Source organism: Arcobacter sp. CECT 8985 (genome assembly GCF_004116495.1).
Lineage (GTDB): Bacteria > Campylobacterota > Campylobacteria > Campylobacterales > Arcobacteraceae > Malaciobacter.
In genome coordinates, this window is the sequence record NZ_PDKC01000030.1 from 1 (window position 1) to 19,354 (window position 19,354).

Here is a 19,354-nt window from a genome sequence, read left to right on the forward strand (position 1 = left end):
GTTTTAGACAATTTATTAGAGTGGGTTATAAATGAAGAAAGAAGTAATGATTCTAATATTATAAGATGTTTAATATTAGTCTCTATTTTATTTATTCAAGAACATTATATTTTTGAATTTGATGAGAAATTAAATCCTATAATTCCTAAAATTTTTATAACAGATTCTTTCTCTATCTCTTTTGTTCGCACTTTAGAAATACATATTAAAAAACCATTATCTCCTTTAGAAAATAAAGAACCATTAGTTAATATTAGTAATTTAAAAAAAATGTTAAGTTCTCCCGAAGATATAGAAAATGTTAATAAAAATAAGAATTTAATTAATAAGTTTTGGGATTATTCAATAAATTTTAATTTTAATAAAAATGTTTCTAATAAAGAACTTGATGATATAAATAATTTTATTAAAACAGGAATTATTTAGATGAAAAATATATCAATTTTTGGTACAAGTAGTGATGCTGGTAAATCTACTTTAACTTTTGTAATAGGTAAAATACTTCAAGAAAAAGGCTATAAAGTTGCCCCTTTTAAAGCTCAAAATGTTTCAAATAACTCAAAAGTTTGTGATGATGGAAGTGAAATAGCAATTGCTCAATATTTTCAAAGTGAAGTTTTGGGTGTAAAGACTTCATATCATTTAAATCCTGTACTTTTAAAATCTGGCCGTGGAAGTAGTGCTTCACTTATAGTTGAAGGAAAAGTAGTTACAAATAAAGATGTAAGAGAATATTATAGGGATTTGGATCTTTTAAAACCAGCTGTAAAAAGATGTTATGAGTATTTAGATGATAAGTATGATTGCATTGTAAGTGAAGGTGCAGGAAGTCCTGTTGAGCTTAATTTGATGGATAAAGACTTATCAAATATCTTTATTGCAGATTATTATAATACAAAGATTATTTTAGTTGCAGATATAGAAAGAGGTGGTGTTTTTGCTTCAATTTATGGATGTTATAATTTACTACCTAAAAAGTTAAAAGAAAATGTAATTGGTGTGATTATAAATAAATTTAGAGGAGATAAAACTCTATTTGATGAAGGTGTTAGAATAATACAAGAGGATTTTAAAATTTCAGTTTTAGGAGTTTTAGACTATACCCCTTTTAATTTAGGTTTTGAAGATAGTGCAAGTTTACAAAATTTTATTCAAAAAAAAAGCTGTATTAAATTAAAAGTAGGGGTTATTTCATATCCTACAATGAGCAATTATAATGATATAGAACCTTTAATTGCAGATGAAGAAGTTTTTGTAGAGTTTGTAAGTTCAAATATTGCTTTAGATAAATTCGATTTATTAATACTACCTGGCTCTAAATTAGTTATAAAAGATTTGAAATGGCTAAAACAAACAGGTCTTTTTGAAAATATTCAAAATTTTAGTAAAGATATTTTTGCCATTTGTGGTGGATATGAGATGATGTTTAAAACTTTAAATGATAAATATGCTTTAGAAAATGAAACTAATATTATTGAAGATGGTTTTTGCTTTATAGATGATGAAGTTGTTTTTGAAAAACACAAAATTCTAAAAAAAAGTAGTTATAAATTATTTGGATTTAATGTAAATGGATTTGAAATACATCATGGAGTTTCAAAAAAATATCCTTTGGAATATGAAAAGAAGAGTTTTAAAGGTACTTTTATTCATGGAATATTTGATAATGATGAGTTTAGAACTGATTATTTTAAATCTATTAATAGTGAGTATAAGGGGTTTGATTTTAAATTCTATAAGAAAAATAAAGTTGATGAATTTGTAAATAAGATGAAAAGTCAACTTGATGTAGGAAGGATACTTCAAAGTGTTTTATAGTGTTGCCCTAATAGCTTTTTTACTTGATAAATTTTTTGGTGAATTTGAAAAACTAAATTTAAACCACCCAATAATATATATTGGTAATTTGATTAAATTTTTTGAAAGTAAATTTTATAAAGATTCAATTTTTCAAGGATTTTTATTAACTTCATTTACTTTAAGTGTAGTTTTCGTAGTAGTTTTTTGTATTAGTTTTATCGAAAGTGTTATTATTCAAGGATTCTTAGCTTCTTTTACTCTTTCTTCAAAAATGTTATATGATTGTGTTAAAGATGTAGTTAAAAGCAAAGATATAAATGAAAAAAGAGAAAAAATATCTTTGCTTGTAAGTAGAGATACTAAAAATATGAGTGATAGTGATATAAATAAAGCAAGTATAGAAACATATGCAGAAAACTTGAGTGATGGTGTTATTGCCCCACTATTTTATTTGATTTGTTTTGGTCTTATTGGAGGATATTTATATAAAGCTATAAATACACTAGATTCAATGGTTGGATATAGAAATAGAAAATATGAAAAATTTGGAAAAGTAAGTGCAAGATTAGACGATGTTGTAAATTATATACCAAGTAGAATAACTGCACTTTTAATAGCAATACTTTTTAAGAGTAAAAAATCCTTAAAACAGTTTTATAAGTATGGGAAAAAGCATGAGAGTTTAAATGCAGGACTTCCTATTGCATCTATGGCTTTGGCTATTAATGTTAAATTAGGTGGAGCAACATCATATTTTGGAAAAATAAAACAAAAGCCATATTTTGGCGAAGGAAAAGAAAAGATTAAAAATAGTGATGTATTTAAAGCACTTAGTTTAAAAACATCACTTGATATATTTATAATTGTACTATTGGGAGTATTATATGTCATATATTAAATGGTTTGAAGCTCATGGAAAGAAGCATGCAAAAATTATGCAGAAGTTAAAAGATAAAACTGATGATGAGGTTATAGAGTATTTTAGATTTGAAAATATGGTAAAAAATGAACCAGAGTTTTGTCCTTTATATGAGAAAAATAAAAAATGCCATGATTATGAAGATTTAAATTGTTATTTATGTGCATGTCCAAATTTTAGATTTGATGATGATGGTTTTAAAAAACAAGAAGATAAAACTCTATTTTCTTATTGTAGTATTGATTCAAAAGATGGAAGTCAATTTATAGGTGATACATATATTCATCAAAACTGCGCTGGTTGTATAGTTCCCCATAGAGAAAAATATATAAAAAAGAATTTTTCAAGAGATTGGTTTGAAGTAATGAAAAATGTTAAGCAAGGATAATTGAAAAGTGATTTTTATTATCTTTATGAAAATATTTTAGTTTATATCCATGCATATGAACAATTGTTTTTACAATATAAAGTCCTAATCCAAATCCATCTGCTCTTTTCTCTTCTTGTGAAAAAGGCTCTGTATAATAATCCAGCTTATTTTTTAGTTTATCACCTTTTGAAATTACATCAATTCTTTTACAATTTGCAATTAAAGTGACTTTTTTATCTTTTGAAAACTTTATACCATTATCAAGTAAATTTTTCAAAGCAACGCTAAATAGACTACTATCAACTTCAAATGTAAAATCATTTATTTTTGATGATAAGTTAGAACTATCAATCATCATAATTTCAAGTGCTTTTTGATAGATATTGAAAAAAGAGTTATACTCTTTATATAAAACAGATGTTTTTGAAGTAATTCTTTCAATTGTTGCTAACTCTTTTATAATATCATCCATTCTTTTAAATGCTTTTTGAAGCATTATTTTACTTTGTTCATCTTCAAGAGTTTCAGCAATAAACATAGCTTTAGTAATAGGTGTTTTAAGCTCATGCATCATATTTCGCATAAATAGTTTTTTTGATTCAGTTTGATTTCTTATCAACGCAATTGCTGTATTGAAGTTTTTTGCGATTTCTCCAATTTCATCATTTGAGTTTGTTTTTATTTTAATATCCAAATTTCCCTTTGAAAATTTAGTAATCTCTTTATCAAGATATTTAAGTGGAAATAGTTTTCTTTTTAAAATAATATATAAAAATAGAAGTGTACATAAAGATAAAAATAGTACTAGAATAATAATTGCAATATTATATTTATTTGAGTGCAAATCTTCTAACATTAGATTATACCCCAACTGTTGGGCATATAAATAATACTCTGACTTATATAAATATATTCTATATGTACCTAAATATGTTCTTTTAAAAAGAAGTTCTTCTCCTTTATTTAAAATTTTCAATTTTGTTTGTCTATTATTAATTAGTTTTACTTTATACTGTTTATAAAGTTGATTTAATTGACTTTTTGATGGTTTTTTATCAAATACTGAAAGAAAATTTTCAGCAATCATCTCATATCTATTTTTTTGTACTATTTGATGTCTTTGTTTATCAAGATTAATAAATAGACCAAATGTAATAATAATTGCAATTACTGCAATTGTAAAAACAGTATTAATAAAAGTAGAAATAGAGATATGTTTAATCATATAAGTTGATACCCAATTCCTCTTACAGATTTTATATATGTTTTACTATCATCAATCTTTGATATTTTATTTCTAATTCTTGAAATAATTACATCAATATTTTTAAGGCTACTATCATCTTCTATATGATCACTTGAATAGATAAAATCTTCCCTAGCAACAACTGCTCCATTTCTTTGAATAAGTAGTTTTAATATGTCAAACTCTGCAAGTGTAAGACTTAAAGTTTGTGATTTAAAAGATATTTGCATATCATCATCTTTTATAAAAAAAGCAGAATTATTTGTTGTTTGTTCTTCTGGAAGTTGTGCTGCATTTGTACTAGCTGTTCTTTTTAAAATAGCTTTTATTCTTGCTTGTAACTCTCTTGGGTTATATGGTTTAGGTAGATAATCATCTGCACCTCTTTCTAATCCCATAACTTTATCCAAAATATCATCTCTAGCACTAGATATAATAATAGGAATTTCAGATACGTTTCTAATTTTAGGAATTAGCTCTAACCCATCAATTTCAGGGAGTGTTAAATCAAGTATTAATAACTCGAAATCTTTTTTCATTTCCAAAGTAGATAGCCCAAGATATGGGCTATCATAGCTTTCTACTTCAATATCAAATGATTTTAAGTAATTTGTGATGATTTCAGCAAGTTCTAAATCATCTTCAATCATAAGTACCTTAACTATTTTAAATCCTTTTATTTAATTACTAATAGAATTGTTTGTCCATATCTATTAACATATACTCTTTTATGTTTGTTATTATATTTTCTTATTGCTTGTTGTATGTTTACAAAAGATTTAATTTTTATATCTTCTATTTGTACAATAACATCACCTGGTTGGAAACCAGCTTTTTCTGCTTTTGATTTAGGTTCAACATTTGTAATTAAAACACCAGAAACATTGCTTCCAATTCTATATTTTTGTATTATATTTGGATCAAGTTCTGCTAGTGCAAGGCCACCTAAGAATTTACCATTATTTGTAGTAGATACGATAAGACCATTTCTATTTCCTAAAACAATCTCAAATTTGATATTTTTCTTATCTCTTTCTACACTTAATTTTACTTTTTGATTAGGTTTATAAGAAGCAATGATATTTTGTAAATCAGTTCTATCTCTTACAGATTTACCATTTATTGCATAAATTAAGTCACCTCTTTTTAATCCATATTTTTTAGCAGGAGTATCAGGAGATACATCTAAAATTAACGCACCTTTTTTATGATTATACACTTTTGTTAAATTTGGATTTAAATCATCAATAACTACACCTAAATAACCCCTTGTTACTTTACCATCTTTTATTAGTTTTGTAACAACATTTTTAACCATATTTACTGGAATTGCAAATCCAATACCATTGTTACCACCACTTTTTGTGATAATTGCACTATTTATACCAATTAAAGCACCTCTACTGTCAACTAATGCACCACCAGAATTCCCTGGGTTAATTGAAGCATCTGTTTGAATGAAGTTCTCATATCTATTTATACCTACTTTATTTTTATTTAATGCAGATACAATACCTTGAGTTACTGTACTTCCTATACCAAATGGATTACCAAGTGCAAATATTACATCGCCAATTTTTAAATTTCTTGAATAACCTAGTTTTATGGCATTAAAGTTATTTCCATTAATTTTAATAACTGCAATATCACTATCTGGATCTTTTCCTATGACTTTTGCATCATATTCAGTTGGATTATTCCCTATAGTAACGCTAATCTCTTCAGCATTTTCAATCACATGATAGTTAGTAACAATATATCCATCTTTTGATAAAATTACACCAGAACCTAGTGATCTTTGTATTCTATCTTGTTGGAATTGATTTCCAAATTGATCACCAAAAAACCTTTTAAAAAGTGGATCATTAAACATTTGCAATGGAATGTTTGCTGCTTCATTAATGTGTCTTTGAGCAGATATGTTTACGACTGATTTCATCGCATCCTTAATACTTGCATTAAATGATAATAGTTGTTCTGCTTTATTTGGTGCAACTCTTTGTACATTTTGTTGCGCCATATTAAAATCAATAGAGTTAGCAAGTAAATTAGTTGCTAATAATGTAGAAATAATTAAAAATTTTGATTTCATATTAATATCCTTTTTAAATATATATTGAAATTATATGTTTTTATTGTAAACTATTCTACAATAAAAAATTAACAAATGGTTAATAAAATAGGCATTTTTAAGGCATTTTATATATATTAAACTATTTTAATGCTAATCCTGAACCTATTTTTATATGTGTATATAACTTACCAATAATTGTAACTCTGTCACAATCATCTTTGCTATTTAATTTTGGAAATTCTTTATTGTCTGAAATTATATCAACACCTTTTGTTCCTCTAAAATGTAATCTTTTGATTTGAATTGTATCATCAATATTTACTAAATATATTCCATCAACTTCATAAAACTCTCTTCCATTTGCCATATCAATAATAACCCAATCATTCATAGAAATAGTTGGTTCCATACTATCTCCAACTACTTTAAACATCATAAGATTTTCAGGTTTTATATTTGCATCCAAAACAAAAGCTTTACTAACTCTTATTTTTTTTGTATTTCTCTCTTCTATAACTCCTTCACTACCTGCTCCTACGGCACCATTATAAACTTCAATATTATAACTATCTTCATCAATAGTATTAAAGATAAAATTTTCATTATTAGCTTGTATTGTTTGGTATTTTGATATTTTTTGTAAAGTTCTCTCTGAGTTATCAAAAAGTAATTGTTCGGGAATATTTAAAGCTTCTGCAAGGGCGTAGATGTCACTTATTTTTACATTTGTTCCATTCTCCCATGATTTTATATTTTCATAAGTTGTATTTTTACCTGTAATTTCTTCAACTTTTTGGGCTAAAGCTCCTTGAGATATGTTTGCTTGCTTTCTATAGAACTTTAGATTACTACTAAATTGCATCAATTCTCCTTATTAGTTATTATATTACCAAAAAAAATAGTAACATAATTTCCATTTAAGAAATCTTTTATAGAAATAATATTACTATAAAAATATAAATTAAATTACTATAACAGTAATTAAAATACTAATTAAAAGAAGAGAACATGTCAATAAGAGTAAATACATATGAATTGTTAGTTGAAGAACTAGGAGAACAAACTGCTTTTAAAGTTTGTGAAGTATTTGGTGGTATAGATATAAAAATACCTAAAAAAGCACATAAAACATTTAGAATTAAAGAAATTGTAAAAAGACATATAAATCTTTTACAACAAAAAGATAAAAAATGTAAATTTGTGAAATTATTTAGTCAAGAGTTAGAATTAAGCCCTAGAGCTATATATAAAATAATTCAAGACGTGGAAGATGAGATAAGAAAAGATGGAAAATAAAATAAAACAAAATAATAAAAAAACAAAACAAAAAAATAGTTATATAAATCAAATTGTTTATTTAGATAAAAAGTTAGTTCAGAAAGTAAAATGTGCAAAAGCAACAAAAGAAGAAGAGGAGGAATTACTTTCAAAATTATAAATAAAATTTGAAAAAAAGTATCTATTTTATGCACTTGATTCTTCTTATAATTTGAGAGTTGAAAGGGATTAAAACAAACTGTTCTAGAAAGTGAGTTTTATTTAGGTGAGATATTAGTCTCAATAATTATAAAAAGAAAAAAGGAAAGAAAAATGGCAGCAGATAATGTTGTAGAAAATTTAGTAGATAATGTAAGATTATTATTATCAAGTGATACAAGTTTAGAGAGTTTAAAAGAGATTGACCTATGTGTTAAACAAAATAGAGTTGATTTAGAAAATATTGACTCTTCAAAGATTATAGGTTTAGATGAAGCTTTAGATTTAAAAGTAAATGTTTCTGATATTGTTGATAACTTATTATCAACACTTGCAGATGCACCATTGAGTGCAAATCAAGGAAGAGTATTAGCTGAGAAAGTAAAGATTGTTTCAGAAGCAATTGAAGCAATAAAAACAGTATTAGCAAGTGATGATACAACTTTAGATGAATTACAAGAAATTGTAAATTTTATCAAACAAAATAAAGAAGATTTATCAACTCTTGATTTAAGTAATATTGCAGAAACAGAAGAGTTAAAACACTTTACAAAAGAGTTAAAAGAGAAATTAGAAAATCTTCCAACAAAAGAGAATTTAAATCAATTTACTGTACCAACAGGATTTATTTTTATTAATCCAGTTGCAACTATTCCCTCTGGATTTTTAGAGTGTAATGGAGCAGAGGTTTCAAGAGAAAAATATTCTGAACTATTTAAAGTAATTGGTACAACTTATGGAATTGGAGATAAAACTACAACTTTTAATCTTCCTGATTTAAGAGGTGAATTTGTAAGAGGTTTTGATAATGGAAGAGGTGTTAATAAAAATAGAAAAATTGGTAGTTTTCAAGATGAAAGTATAGGTTCAAAAGGACTTGAAGATTGGGCTGAAGTAAGAGTTCCTTATGCTTCTGGTAATAGAAGTATGAATGTATTTGCTCCTAAAAAAGGTGTTAATTCTAATTATGGAGGTGAGACAGATGGTTATAGAAGAACATTAATTCCATTAAAATTAGGTGAAACAAGACCAAGAAACGTAGCAATGATGTATTGCATTAAATACTAGGAATTTTTATGCAAAGTTGGTATATATCTTTGGCTGTTGTTATTTGTGGTCTTATAGCTCAATTTGCAGTAAATAAGTATCAAAATACAGAGTTTAAAAAGCAAATTGATTCTTTGTTTAAAAGAGCAGATAAACACTCTGAAGATATTGTCCAACTACAAACTCAACGAAAACAGTATTTGACAAGTAATAGGGCAGATGAGGTTTATTTAAGAAGAAAAGAGTTTGAGCTGTTTGAAAAACATATTGATAGAAGATTTGATACTTTGGAAAAGAGTATGAGTAGAATAATAAATCATTTAGAAAAAGGAGCATAAATGTTAGAGATTTTATCTTCAATTTTTGGAAATAGTGAAGTTATAAAAAAAGGTTTAGACTTAATAGATGATGCTTGGACAAGTGAAGGTGAAAAGACAGAAAATCAAGCAAAGTTAATAGAAGCAAAAACAAATGCGAAGATTGATTTAATCAACGCTTATGCTCCTTTTAAAATAGCACAACGATATTTGGCTTTACTTTTTACAATTGTATTTTTATTTATTATGGTAAATGGAGTTTTAGCAGCATTGTATGGCTGGGTAGATATAAACAACGTACAAAAAGCTTTGGATTTTGCAAATAAAATGTGGTTAGGTGAGATTATGTTAGCTATTGTATCTTTTTATTTTGGTGGAGGATTTATTGAGAGTGTAAATAGAAAAAAGGCAAAACAGTGAGTTATTTAAATAGTGTAGAGATGATAAAAACTCTTTTTTCTAAAACAAAAATAGAAAATATATATAAAATTGAATATTTGTTAAAAAGTGCATTTTGTGATTTTAAAGTAGATAATACTTTGAGATTAGCTCATTTTTTAGCCCAAGTAAGAGAAGAAATAGGTGATGAATTTAAACCAGTATTTGAAAATTTAAATTATAGTGAGGAGGTTTTACCAAAACTATTTAAATCTTTTGGAAATAATGATTTTGCAAAAAAGTATGGAAGAAATGAAATGCATAGTGCAAATGAAAAGATGATTGCAAGTATTGCTTATGCAAATAGACTAGGAAATGGTGATATAAGTAGCTATGATGGCTGGAAATATAGAGGTGCTGGAGCTTTACAGATTACTGGAAAGGCAAATTATTTAGAAGTTCAAAAAAGAATTGATAGATATATAAAAGATTTAAACATTGATATTTTAAATAATGATGATATAAATACTTTAGAAGGTTTTTTAGCTGCTGGGCTTGGATTTTGGATATGGAAAGATATTTTTAAAAAAGCAGACTTAGGAAAAGATTTAAAAACAGTAGATAAAGTTACTAAAGTTATAAATAGATATACAAATTCTTATGAAAAAAGAAGACAACACTTTTACAAAATTGAAAAATATATCATAGTATAGCTTTTAAGCTATACTATTCTTATAAGTCAGTTTTTAAAACTGCACCATTACTTGCATTTGTTACAAGCGCTCTATATTGTCCTAACCATTTTGAATTAAGAGGTTTTTTAAGTGGCGTAAATTCTGCTTTTCTTTTTGCTATTTCTTCATCTGATAAATTTACTTCTAAAATATATTTATCAACATCAATATGAATTTCATCACCATCTTTTAATAATCCAATCATTCCACCTTCAGCAGCTTCTGGACTTACGTGACCAATTGAAGCACCTCTTGTAGCACCACTAAATCTACCATCAGTAATAAGTGCAACTCTATCTCCAAGTCCCATTCCCATTATTAATGAAGTAGGTGCAAGCATTTCTTGCATACCTGGACCACCTTTTGGACCTTCATATCTAATTACAACAACATCACCAGCTTTTACTTTGCCATCTACAATCCCTTTGATTGCTTCTGGTTGTCCATTAAAACATACAGCTTTACCTGTAAATGCTCTATCTCCTGTGATACCTGCTGTTTTAATAACTGCACCCTCTTTAGCAAGGTTTCCATATAAAATAGCTAATCCACCAACTTTACTATAAGGATTATCTATTGTATGAATAATATTTGTATCTTTTATACTTGCATCTGCAATTTTTTCAAATAAAGATTCGCCAGAGATTGTAAGATTATCAATTAGTACATCATCTCCTCTTTTTGTAATCTCTTTCATTACAGCATTTACTCCACCTGCTTTGTTTATATCTTCCATATGAACTGTAGATAAAGATGGAGAAATTTTTGCAATGTGTGAAACTTTCTTTGAGATTGAATTAATATCTTCTAAGTTAAAGTTTACATCTGCTTCTTTTGCAATTGCAAGCATATGTAAAACAGTGTTTGAACTTCCACCCATTGCCATATCAACAGCAAATGCATTTCTTACTGCATTTTCATTTAAAATATTTCTTAATTTAAATTTTTCTCTTGCTTGCTCATCTTTTGCAATTTCACATACTCTTCTAGCTGCTTTTCTATATAATTCTTCTCTTTGTGGAGTTAAAGCTAAAATAGTTCCATTTCCTGGTAATGCAATACCCATAGCTTCCATAAGTGTATTCATAGAGTTTGCTGTAAACATACCAGAACATGAACCACCACTTGGACATGCATTACATTCAATATCTTTTAACTCTTCTTCATTCATATTACCTTTTTCAAATTTACCAACAGCTTCAAAAGCAGTTGCTAAATCAATTGGCTTTCCATCTTTTGTATGACCTTTTGACATTGGTCCACCAGATACAAATACAGTAGGAACATCTACTCTTAATGCACCCATAATCATACCAGGAACAATTTTATCACAGTTTGGTATAGCAATCATTGCATCTAATTTATGAGCATTCATAACTGATTCAATTGAGTTTGCAATAATTTCCCTACTTGGTAATGAAAATAACATACCATCATGTCCCATTGCAATACCATCATCAACACCAATAGTATTAAACTCAAATGGAACACAGCCATTTGCTCTTATTTCTTCTTTTATAATTTCTGCAACTTTATTTAAAAAGAAATGTCCAGGAATAATTTCAATAAAAGAGTTTGCAACACCAATAAATGGTTTTTCAAAATCTGCATCTTTTAATCCTGTAGCTCTAAATAAAGATCTATGTGGCGTTCTATCAAACCCCTTTTTTACTTCATCACTTCTCATATATATATCCTTTAGTGTAATCATATTTATTATTGTATATATTCATTTATAAGATAGGCTAGATTATACTAGTTTTGCAGTTTTATTTAGATAAAAAAAATAAAAAAAGTAAAATTTTAAAACTTTTTTCAAAAACCCTTGACAAAAGTTTTTTTTTCTATTATAATTCCAGTCCATTTTGAGAAGAACACCTTCAAAAAAATGTCTTAACAAATGCGAGTGTGGCGGAACTGGTAGACGCGCGGGACTTAAAATCCCGTTCCCGTTTTGGGAGTGTGAGTTCGATTCTCACCATTCGCACCATTATTGTGTAGTGAGTTGACTGAGTTGGTCGAAAGTACCGGTTTTGAAAACCGGCGAGGTTCACGCCTCCTAGGGTTCGAATCCCTAACTCACTGCCATTTATCTAAATATAATCAATATCAAAAATTAATAATCTCAAATACAACATTTCAAGATTCATCATATAGATAAATTAATATAATTTAAAATAGAAAGTATCTTTTTAAATTTATGAGATACAAACTCTATTTCTTCCTGCTTCTTTTGCTTGATATAAACCAATATCAGCTTTTTTTACATATAAATCAATTGTTTGAGAATAATCTTTTATTTGGGTTACTCCAATACTAATAGTGATGTTTAAAATTCCTTGAGGAGTTTGAATATTCATCTGCTCACATTGTTGTCTAACTCTATTTAGTACAATAATTGAATCATCTATTGTTGTATTTCTTAATAATATTACAAATTCTTCTCCACCCCATCTTGCAGGAATATCAATATCTCTTAATTGCTCTTTTAAAAGCTTTCCAAAGTTTTGTAATACTAAATCTCCTATATCATGACCATATGTATCATTAACCTTTTTAAAATGATCTAAGTCAACAATAGCTATGCATGAAGATAGTAAAGTTTTTTTATTGTTGATATCTTTATATTTTTCATATTGATCATTAAATCCTCGTCTATTCAACAATCCTGTTAAAGTATCACAATTTGCTTCATTATATAATCTTTTAGTTTCATTGATTAGTTTTTTATTATAGTTAGATAAAGAAAACTGATATTTTATTACTGTTAATATTATTGAACAAATGATTACAGATATTGAAAAAAATACATTAGTTTCTAAATAAAATAGTTTTAAAGAAATAAAACTATAAATAATTATTGATACAATTGTTAATAATGTGATAGCCACTACAGATTTATTATAAATTTCTTTTTTAGTACTTAAATAAAAAGAAAAGAAAAATGCTATTAATATTAATAAAATATTTATATATGTATTGTTTTTTATTATTAGATTATGTTTAAGTGATTCGTATGCAATTGCAAGTAAGTATGAACCTGACATAGCTCCTCTTGGAGTATTTATCCTATCTGATAAAAATGCTGAGCTACCTATAAAAATAGTTTTATTCTTTAAAAAGTTTTTATTAGAGATAGTTTTTTTATTAAGTGCAACTTCACTAATTTTATAAAAAGGAATAGTCATAATAGAATTTGCATTTTGAGGGTAAAATAGTTTAATTCTATTTTTTTTATCAACATTCCATGTTTTTTTATCTACGGAAAGTTCATCTGTTTTTGAGTTATATTTTATTTTTGGTATATGTTTATCTAAAGATTGAATTCGAAGAAGTAATGATGGCAATATATTAGAATCTATATTATAAAGTAATGGAATTGATCTTATTAAACTATCTTTATCTTCTAAAACTGAAGTAATTCCAAATTTATAAATGTTATTTTCATCAAATATACTAATATGTGGTATAAGTAAACTGTTATATTTTAATGCAGGTATATTTAAATTTGTATCCCATGACATTTTTTTTAGTATTTTTTGTTCTTCTTTGTTTATTTGAATATCCTCTTCTAACGCATTTGTTACAAAGAAAATATTATTATATTTATTTATAGTTTTCTTAAAAACATCATCACCAACTCTTGGATCTAAAAACTTAATATCAAATACAATATTTTTGACTTTCATAGACTCTAAGAATTCAATTATTGATGAATATTTATCTCTTGTATAAGGCCAGTGCCCAAAATCTTTTTCTAAAATTTTTAAAGAGTTGTCATTTATATCAATAACAACAGAATCTGTAAAATAAATCTCTTCTGATGCTAAATATTGTATTGTATCATTAAAGTAGTTTTTTAATTTATTATATATTGTTGTATATGAAAAAGCATAACTTATAATTAAAGATAGTAAAACTATCCAAATTTGATATTTCCAGTATATTTTGTCTGTTTTTCTCATTTTATATCTACTTTAAATGGATACATTTGACTATATGGTCCTCGAATGCCAGAGCTATTAATACTTGACATTCTAATAAAATATTTTCCTTTTTGTAATGGTAATAACATCTTTTCTAATGAAGAGTTTAGATTAGTCACTCTAATTAATATATTATCAAAACTTCTTGTTCTTGATATTTCTAATATATATTTACTTGCTTCTGATGAACGCTCCCATCTAAGTAAAATCTTTTTTGATTTTAAATCAGTTTTAGGCTCTTTTATTTTTGGTGGAAGTGGATTTGATTTAACATTGAAAATTTCTTCAATTTTAAATCCTTCTAAGTTATATTTATCAACAGCTTGTACATTTATCTCATATTTTCCATCTTTTAAGTTATCTATGTTTATTTCTGTACCACTAACATATTTATCATGAATTAATGTTTTATATTTTGATATAGAATAGATTTGAACGTGATATTTAACTGCGTTTGCAAGTATTTCCCACGATATATACTTCTTATAATATTTAATATTTAATTCATTTAAATCTATTGTTGGTTTACTTAATAATTTTATTGGTGAAGTTAATTTAGTTTTTTCATTTACTACTGCACCATATCCAGTATTTAACATCAAAGATTTTTTCCCATCTGTAGCTAGAATTTTTCCCTTTGTTACAAATGCTCTTGATTCTTTACCTTCTACTGCTACATTAAATATAGTTCCTCTAACTGCTAATTGTAAAGATGGAGTCACAACTTTATATTCAGAACCAAAAGTATCTTGATTTGTTACAGTAGATTCAACTTTTCCTTTTAAAATTAATAGATTAGTAGTGGATTTTTTAGAGTCTTTATCATATTTTAGCTTTTTCATAGAAACTAATGAGTTTTCTGAAATAATTGCTATTGAATTATCTATAAATTTTATTGTTGCAGAAGAGTTCTTTTTTGTTTGTATTATCTCTCCTGTTTTAATCTTATAGCCTTCTTTTACTTTTGATAAGAGTTCACCTTTTTCATTAACTAAATAAACTTCTCCTACTTTAGAAACAATTTGAGCAAATATATTTTTAGAGTACTCAATTTTATAATATATAAATCCAATAATACATAATATTAATACTCCTGAAAAAATAATATAATTTTTTCTATTCATGCTCTTTTATCCTCATTTTTAAATTTATAATTCTAAGTGTATCATCTTTACCAATAGCTTTTATACTAATATTTGGTTTTTTTATTCCTTTTGGTAAAGTTCCAGTAATTTTACCTGTTTTTTCATCTATTTTTAAATATTTCGGTAGTGGATTACCATTTGCTAAAGTTGCACTATATTTAGATGTATCTTCTTTTTTATCTAAAATATTAATTTCAATTTTATTATTTTTTAGAGAAATTGTTTTTATTGACATACCCATTACTTCTAATATATCTACTGCATCACTTGGTAAGAATAATTCTGCATTATCCTGAATAGCTACTTCAATTTTAGATTGAATAAATGCAATCTCACCATTTTTATTAACACGAATTTCTATTTGTGCTTTATCTAATTTATATCTGTTTTGCTTATTTGTTTTTGTTGAGTTATTTGTATCAAGATTATCTTTATTTTGTTTTTCATTTGATTGTTCAGCTATATTAGATGTTTTATCATTTTTTTGTGTTTGCTCTTGTTTTATTTGTTTATTATTTACAACACTTATTTTTGTGTTTTTTTGTGTTTTAGTTATCTTTTTATCTTCTATTTGTTTATTTGTTTTGATTTTTTCTTTGATTTGTTGTTTTGGTTTATCTTTTACTATATTCTTTGTTTTATTGATTTGTTCTGTTTTCTTTACAGGCTTATTTTTTATTGGACTACTTGTCTTAGTGTCTTTATTTGTTTGTAGTATATCTGAGTTTTCACTTGGAAAATCAAAATTAATATTTTGTTTATCTTGATTTTCATTGAAAATCTTTAGTGCATTATTAGGTTTTTTTAAATTCTTTTTTATTGGTACTTTTATTTTTGGAATTGAGTCACTTTTTGGTATTATAGAATCTTTTATTTTTATTATTGAATCATCTTTTGGAACGACAGGACTTTTTATATCTAATTTGCCATTTATAAAATTAATATTATATCCAAGATAATTTGATAAACCATTTAGAGATATTGTATATGTTCCCACTTTAGTTGCACCTTGAGCAGTTCCACTATAATTTAATACACCATTTAAAATTGAAGATGAATCATTGTTTACAAAGCCAGAATAAATAGCTCCATTACCACCTGTATAAACTCTACCATCATATACAAATGAATCATTATTAGCAGTAACTTCAATAATTGGTTGTTCTCTATAAAGAGTATAAAATCCTGAACCTAAAGCTGCATTTACTGTATCATATCCATTTGAACTTTCATCACTGTTATATCTAAAGTTACCATTAGATATTAAAGAAGATATTGAACTTCCATTTACACTACCTGTATAAAAAGTTGCTCTACCACCACCAGCTGTACCCATTGAAATATTTCCTGAAATATATTTAATATCACCACCTGTTGATGTTCCAGCAGATTCACTTTGTCCAGCATTTAGAATAATTGCAGAAGTTCCGTTATCTGAAGTGTTTATATCACCATCAATTATCAAATCACCCGTATTTGTTGCAATATTTATAGAACCTTGGGCAGTTATTCCATTTATAGTATCTATTGTTCCAATAGTAAGAGAATCAGCATCAACATAAGATAAACTACTTAAATTATCTCCTGCAAGTACAGAGATATTATTATTTGTATTTTCTAAGGTTACAGAGCCATTTTTTAATAATAAGTTACCAATCTTTATATATGAACTAGAATCAGACAAGATATTATCATTGTTACCATTTATAATCAGTGTTCCTAATCCTGTTTGATTATCATCTATAATAGAGCCATTATTTAAATAAAAAGAATCACTTGAACTATTACTTGTTGAATGTCCATTTATTAAAATAGTTCCTTCTTTAACTCTTAAAATAGCTGACCCATTTGTTAAAGAATTCGCAGTATCTCCAATAGCAACAGCATCAGAACCACCTTTTGCTGTTCCTTCTATTGTAATATTTCCTTGATGGTTTGTTATTATTGAACCTGCTACTGAAACACCTCTAGCACTAGCACTACCAAAATAAGCATGACCATTTATAAAAATATTTCCACCTGAAGTTGAGCCATTTGCACTTATATCACCATTTATTGAAGCACCTCTTGCTATTGCATTTCCTTCAGCAGAAGAAGTAGAACTACTTCCAACAGCATAAGAGTCTCCAACAGTTATTCCATTCCAAATTGTAGAACCAGCTCCGCCACCTATCCAAACATTCCCTCCATTTGTTGAAATAGATGAGTTTTCAGGTATCCAAACTGAACCATCATTTTTCTTATCTTTATTTACATGACTATCTGACCATAAAACAACATGTAATTTATTACTACTACTTGTAATACTTCCATATGAAGTTAAACCAGTATAACTATTAGCAAATACTATATTTCTGTGTGCTTTTAGTGTTAAAACTGCATCACCACCTGAAGTTTTATTGACACTTGTCTCTAAAAAGATATCACCATCTTGAGAGTTTGTTCCAGCTTCAGCTGTTTCAACAATTACATTAGTTCCATTATTTAATTGAGTTTCAATAGTTGAAGCACGCAATACTGTTGTATCATCTAATGATGAGTATATTGGCGCACCTGATGAGTCCACATTTGCTTCAGCACTTGCATCAGATACAATTTTTATATTATTTGGATCAATAAGCCAAGTACCATTTTCCCCTGCATTAAGAGCAAGAGTATCTGAAAACTTAATTTTTTTACCAGAGGTTTCAATAAAACCACTCTCTGCATTTATACTTCCACTAACTTGTGCTTCGCCACCATGTGCAAAAACTTCTATATGCCCTGTTATATCATCGATACTATTTGCCTCAAGAATACCTGTGTTGTTAACAACTCCTTTTAATAATTCATCAACTGCATTTGTTGTTAGATAAATTTTCCCACCATTTGAAATAATAGTTCCTGAGTTTGAAACCATAGCATCAAGTACTCCTTTATCTACTTTAAGATTAACTAATGAGTTTCCATTTAAATTAAGTGAATAAGAGTCAGTTCCAACTAAATGAATACTTCCTTTAATTGCTTTAATTGTTCCTTCATTTACAACTTCATTTGAAGCTAATATCACTGAACCCTTGTTTACTACTTCAATTGTTCCTTGATTTATTACTGAATTTGCTGTTGCATTTTTAAAGTTATATTTTCCTTCATTAAAATCTTCATCAGAAAGTTTTGCAGTTGTTGCTATTATTCCACTTGTATTAATACTTGCATTTTTACCAAATAAAACACCATTTGAGTTTAATATCCAAACTTGCCCATTTGCATTTAATGTACCATTTATAATACTTTTTTCATTTCCTATAACTCTATTTAGTGTAATGGAATTAGAGTTTGGTTGCTTAAAATTAACTGATTCATTTTTTGCAATAGAAAAATTTTTCCAATTAATAGTTGCCTTGTTGGATGTTTGATTAATATTTGTTACTGTTTTATTTTGAGTAATAGTTGCACTTCCAGAAGTAACAGTTCCACCTGTTGGAGCCCCAAAACATGATAATGAAGAGCTAAGAATTGCACTAACTATTAAACTAATTTTACCACCTTTTATAGTTCTAATAGGTGAATTAAAATTATAAATCATTCAAACCTTTCTTATTATTGCTATTATATTAATGGAATTATATCTTTTAATAGCTTTACTATTTATCTTATCATGCCACTTTTATTTTTCAAAAGATTAATTTAATATTTAAGTAGTATTTAGTTTAAAAATATATTGTATTTATAAGAAAAGAAGAAAACATAATATAAAATTTAAATGAATATTAAGAAATATTTGCTATAATTCTATTCCTTTTTTTGGAGGTATAGCAAAGTTGGTAATGCACCTGATTGCAAATCAGATATTCATCGGTTCGAGTCCGGTTACCTCCTCCAT

18 protein-coding genes and 3 tRNA genes are annotated in these 19,354 nt (G+C 26.6%); 13 read left to right on the top strand and 8 right to left on the bottom strand.

The annotated features are described in order from the left end of the window. From CRU93_RS14195 to CRU93_RS11405, 4 genes are all read left to right on the top strand, one after another. A partial coding sequence (locus CRU93_RS14195; RefSeq protein WP_164967671.1) for a hypothetical protein occupies nt 1-426 on the top strand: 426 nt, incomplete at its 5' end. Then, on the top strand, nt 427-1,818 hold the full coding sequence (locus tag CRU93_RS11395; RefSeq protein WP_129104329.1) for a cobyric acid synthase: 1,392 nt from the start codon (nt 427-429) through the stop codon (nt 1,816-1,818). Further along, the gene (cbiB, locus tag CRU93_RS11400) at nt 1,808-2,698 is read left to right on the top strand and encodes an adenosylcobinamide-phosphate synthase CbiB (protein WP_129104330.1); all 891 of its coding nucleotides are present in this window, start codon (nt 1,808-1,810) and stop codon (nt 2,696-2,698) included. Before CRU93_RS11395 ends, cbiB begins: the two co-directional genes overlap by 11 nt. Then, nucleotides 2,685-3,107, top strand: a complete 423-nt coding sequence (locus CRU93_RS11405) for a hypothetical protein (RefSeq protein WP_129104331.1) — start codon at nt 2,685-2,687, stop codon at nt 3,105-3,107. The genes cbiB and CRU93_RS11405 overlap by 14 nt, the downstream gene beginning before the upstream one ends. Here the strand turns inward: CRU93_RS11405 and CRU93_RS11410 are convergent. From CRU93_RS11410 to CRU93_RS11425, 4 genes are all read right to left on the bottom strand, one after another. Further along, a complete protein-coding gene (locus CRU93_RS11410; RefSeq protein WP_129104332.1) occupies nt 3,094-4,314 on the bottom strand; it encodes an ArsS family sensor histidine kinase in 1,221 nt (406 codons plus the stop codon). The two genes, CRU93_RS11405 and CRU93_RS11410, sit on opposite strands and share 14 nt — an antisense overlap. Continuing rightward, complete coding sequence (locus CRU93_RS11415; protein WP_258238910.1) at nt 4,311-5,000, bottom strand: response regulator transcription factor; 690 nt, start codon at nt 4,998-5,000, stop codon at nt 4,311-4,313. The genes CRU93_RS11410 and CRU93_RS11415 overlap by 4 nt, the downstream gene beginning before the upstream one ends. Nucleotides 5,001-5,011: 11 nt before the next feature. Then, nucleotides 5,012-6,427 (bottom strand): Do family serine endopeptidase, encoded by a 1,416-nt coding sequence (locus CRU93_RS11420; protein ID WP_129104334.1) that lies wholly within the window; start codon nt 6,425-6,427, stop codon nt 5,012-5,014. Nucleotides 6,428-6,548: 121 nt separating this feature from the next. Then, nucleotides 6,549-7,271 carry an XRE family transcriptional regulator gene (locus CRU93_RS11425; RefSeq protein ID WP_129104335.1) on the bottom strand — a complete coding sequence of 241 codons (723 nt, stop codon included), beginning with the start codon at nt 7,269-7,271 and terminating at the stop codon, nt 6,549-6,551. Between the two features lie 146 nt (nt 7,272-7,417). On the opposite strand from CRU93_RS11425, the gene CRU93_RS11430 reads away from it, so the two are divergent. The 6 genes from CRU93_RS11430 to CRU93_RS11450 all read left to right on the top strand — a co-directional run bounded on the left by CRU93_RS11430 (nt 7,418) and on the right by CRU93_RS11450 (nt 10,340). After that, nucleotides 7,418-7,705 carry a hypothetical protein gene (locus CRU93_RS11430; RefSeq protein WP_129104336.1) on the top strand — a complete coding sequence of 96 codons (288 nt, stop codon included), beginning with the start codon at nt 7,418-7,420 and terminating at the stop codon, nt 7,703-7,705. After that, nucleotides 7,695-7,847 carry a hypothetical protein gene (locus CRU93_RS14200; protein ID WP_164967672.1) on the top strand — a complete coding sequence of 51 codons (153 nt, stop codon included), beginning with the start codon at nt 7,695-7,697 and terminating at the stop codon, nt 7,845-7,847. The genes CRU93_RS11430 and CRU93_RS14200 overlap by 11 nt, the downstream gene beginning before the upstream one ends. Before the next feature lie 152 nt (nt 7,848-7,999). Next, nucleotides 8,000-8,953, top strand: coding sequence for a tail fiber protein (locus CRU93_RS11435; RefSeq protein WP_129104337.1), 954 nt, complete (start codon nt 8,000-8,002; stop codon nt 8,951-8,953). Between the two features lie 8 nt (nt 8,954-8,961). Further along, nucleotides 8,962-9,270: a hypothetical protein gene (locus tag CRU93_RS11440; RefSeq protein WP_129104338.1), complete on the top strand. Its 309-nt coding sequence runs from the start codon at nt 8,962-8,964 to the stop codon at nt 9,268-9,270. After that, nucleotides 9,271-9,669: a hypothetical protein gene (locus tag CRU93_RS11445; RefSeq protein WP_129104339.1), complete on the top strand. Its 399-nt coding sequence runs from the start codon at nt 9,271-9,273 to the stop codon at nt 9,667-9,669. Next, nucleotides 9,666-10,340, top strand: coding sequence for a glycoside hydrolase family 19 protein (locus CRU93_RS11450; RefSeq protein ID WP_129104340.1), 675 nt, complete (start codon nt 9,666-9,668; stop codon nt 10,338-10,340). The genes CRU93_RS11445 and CRU93_RS11450 overlap by 4 nt, the downstream gene beginning before the upstream one ends. A 19-nt stretch (nt 10,341-10,359) precedes the next feature. On the opposite strand, the gene ilvD is transcribed toward CRU93_RS11450, so the two are convergent. Next, nucleotides 10,360-12,048, bottom strand: coding sequence for a dihydroxy-acid dehydratase (ilvD, locus tag CRU93_RS11455; protein ID WP_129104341.1), 1,689 nt, complete (start codon nt 12,046-12,048; stop codon nt 10,360-10,362). 215 nt (nt 12,049-12,263) lie between these two features. Here ilvD and CRU93_RS11460 point away from each other — a divergent pair. Together CRU93_RS11460 and CRU93_RS11465 are read left to right on the top strand one after the other, a co-directional pair. Then, nucleotides 12,264-12,351: transfer RNA gene (locus tag CRU93_RS11460), tRNA-Leu, on the top strand. 9 nt (nt 12,352-12,360) lie between these two features. Next, nucleotides 12,361-12,449 (top strand) — tRNA-Ser (locus tag CRU93_RS11465). A 110-nt stretch (nt 12,450-12,559) separates the two neighbouring features. Here the strand turns inward: CRU93_RS11465 and CRU93_RS11470 are convergent. Genes CRU93_RS11470 through CRU93_RS11480 form a run of 3 tightly spaced genes read right to left on the bottom strand, consistent with a single transcriptional unit; the run spans nt 12,560 to nt 19,057 of the window. Continuing rightward, complete coding sequence (locus tag CRU93_RS11470; RefSeq protein ID WP_129104342.1) at nt 12,560-14,326, bottom strand: diguanylate cyclase; 1,767 nt, start codon at nt 14,324-14,326, stop codon at nt 12,560-12,562. Then, nucleotides 14,323-15,471, bottom strand: a complete 1,149-nt coding sequence (locus CRU93_RS11475; protein WP_129104343.1) for a FecR domain-containing protein — start codon at nt 15,469-15,471, stop codon at nt 14,323-14,325. Before CRU93_RS11475 ends, CRU93_RS11470 begins: the two co-directional genes overlap by 4 nt. Beyond that, entirely contained in the window at nt 15,464-19,057 is a 3,594-nt protein-coding gene (locus tag CRU93_RS11480; RefSeq protein ID WP_129104344.1) for a filamentous hemagglutinin N-terminal domain-containing protein, read from the bottom strand. Before CRU93_RS11480 ends, CRU93_RS11475 begins: the two co-directional genes overlap by 8 nt. Before the next feature lie 220 nt (nt 19,058-19,277). Here CRU93_RS11480 and CRU93_RS11485 point away from each other — a divergent pair. Beyond that, nucleotides 19,278-19,353: transfer RNA gene (locus CRU93_RS11485), tRNA-Cys, on the top strand. Nucleotide 19,354 lies beyond the last annotated feature (1 nt).

Bases quoted from the DNA above. Each gene is read 5' to 3' on its own strand.
- CRU93_RS11475 (WP_129104343.1), bottom strand. From the start codon at position 15,471: ATGAATAGAAAAAATTATATTATTTTTTCAGGAGTATTAATATTATGT.
- CRU93_RS11480 (WP_129104344.1), bottom strand. From the start codon at position 19,057: ATGATTTATAATTTTAATTCACCTATTAGAACTATAAAAGGTGGTAAA.
- CRU93_RS11430 (WP_129104336.1), top strand. From the start codon at position 7,418: ATGTCAATAAGAGTAAATACATATGAATTGTTAGTTGAAGAACTAGGA.
- CRU93_RS14200 (WP_164967672.1), top strand. From the start codon at position 7,695: ATGGAAAATAAAATAAAACAAAATAATAAAAAAACAAAACAAAAAAAT.
- ilvD (WP_129104341.1), bottom strand. From the start codon at position 12,048: ATGAGAAGTGATGAAGTAAAAAAGGGGTTTGATAGAACGCCACATAGA.
- CRU93_RS11395 (WP_129104329.1), top strand. From the start codon at position 427: ATGAAAAATATATCAATTTTTGGTACAAGTAGTGATGCTGGTAAATCT.
- CRU93_RS11425 (WP_129104335.1), bottom strand. From the start codon at position 7,271: ATGCAATTTAGTAGTAATCTAAAGTTCTATAGAAAGCAAGCAAACATA.
- CRU93_RS11410 (WP_129104332.1), bottom strand. From the start codon at position 4,314: ATGATTAAACATATCTCTATTTCTACTTTTATTAATACTGTTTTTACA.
- CRU93_RS11405 (WP_129104331.1), top strand. From the start codon at position 2,685: ATGTCATATATTAAATGGTTTGAAGCTCATGGAAAGAAGCATGCAAAA.
- CRU93_RS11435 (WP_129104337.1), top strand. From the start codon at position 8,000: ATGGCAGCAGATAATGTTGTAGAAAATTTAGTAGATAATGTAAGATTA.
- CRU93_RS11440 (WP_129104338.1), top strand. From the start codon at position 8,962: ATGCAAAGTTGGTATATATCTTTGGCTGTTGTTATTTGTGGTCTTATA.
- CRU93_RS11445 (WP_129104339.1), top strand. From the start codon at position 9,271: ATGTTAGAGATTTTATCTTCAATTTTTGGAAATAGTGAAGTTATAAAA.
- CRU93_RS11420 (WP_129104334.1), bottom strand. From the start codon at position 6,427: ATGAAATCAAAATTTTTAATTATTTCTACATTATTAGCAACTAATTTA.
- CRU93_RS11470 (WP_129104342.1), bottom strand. From the start codon at position 14,326: ATGAGAAAAACAGACAAAATATACTGGAAATATCAAATTTGGATAGTT.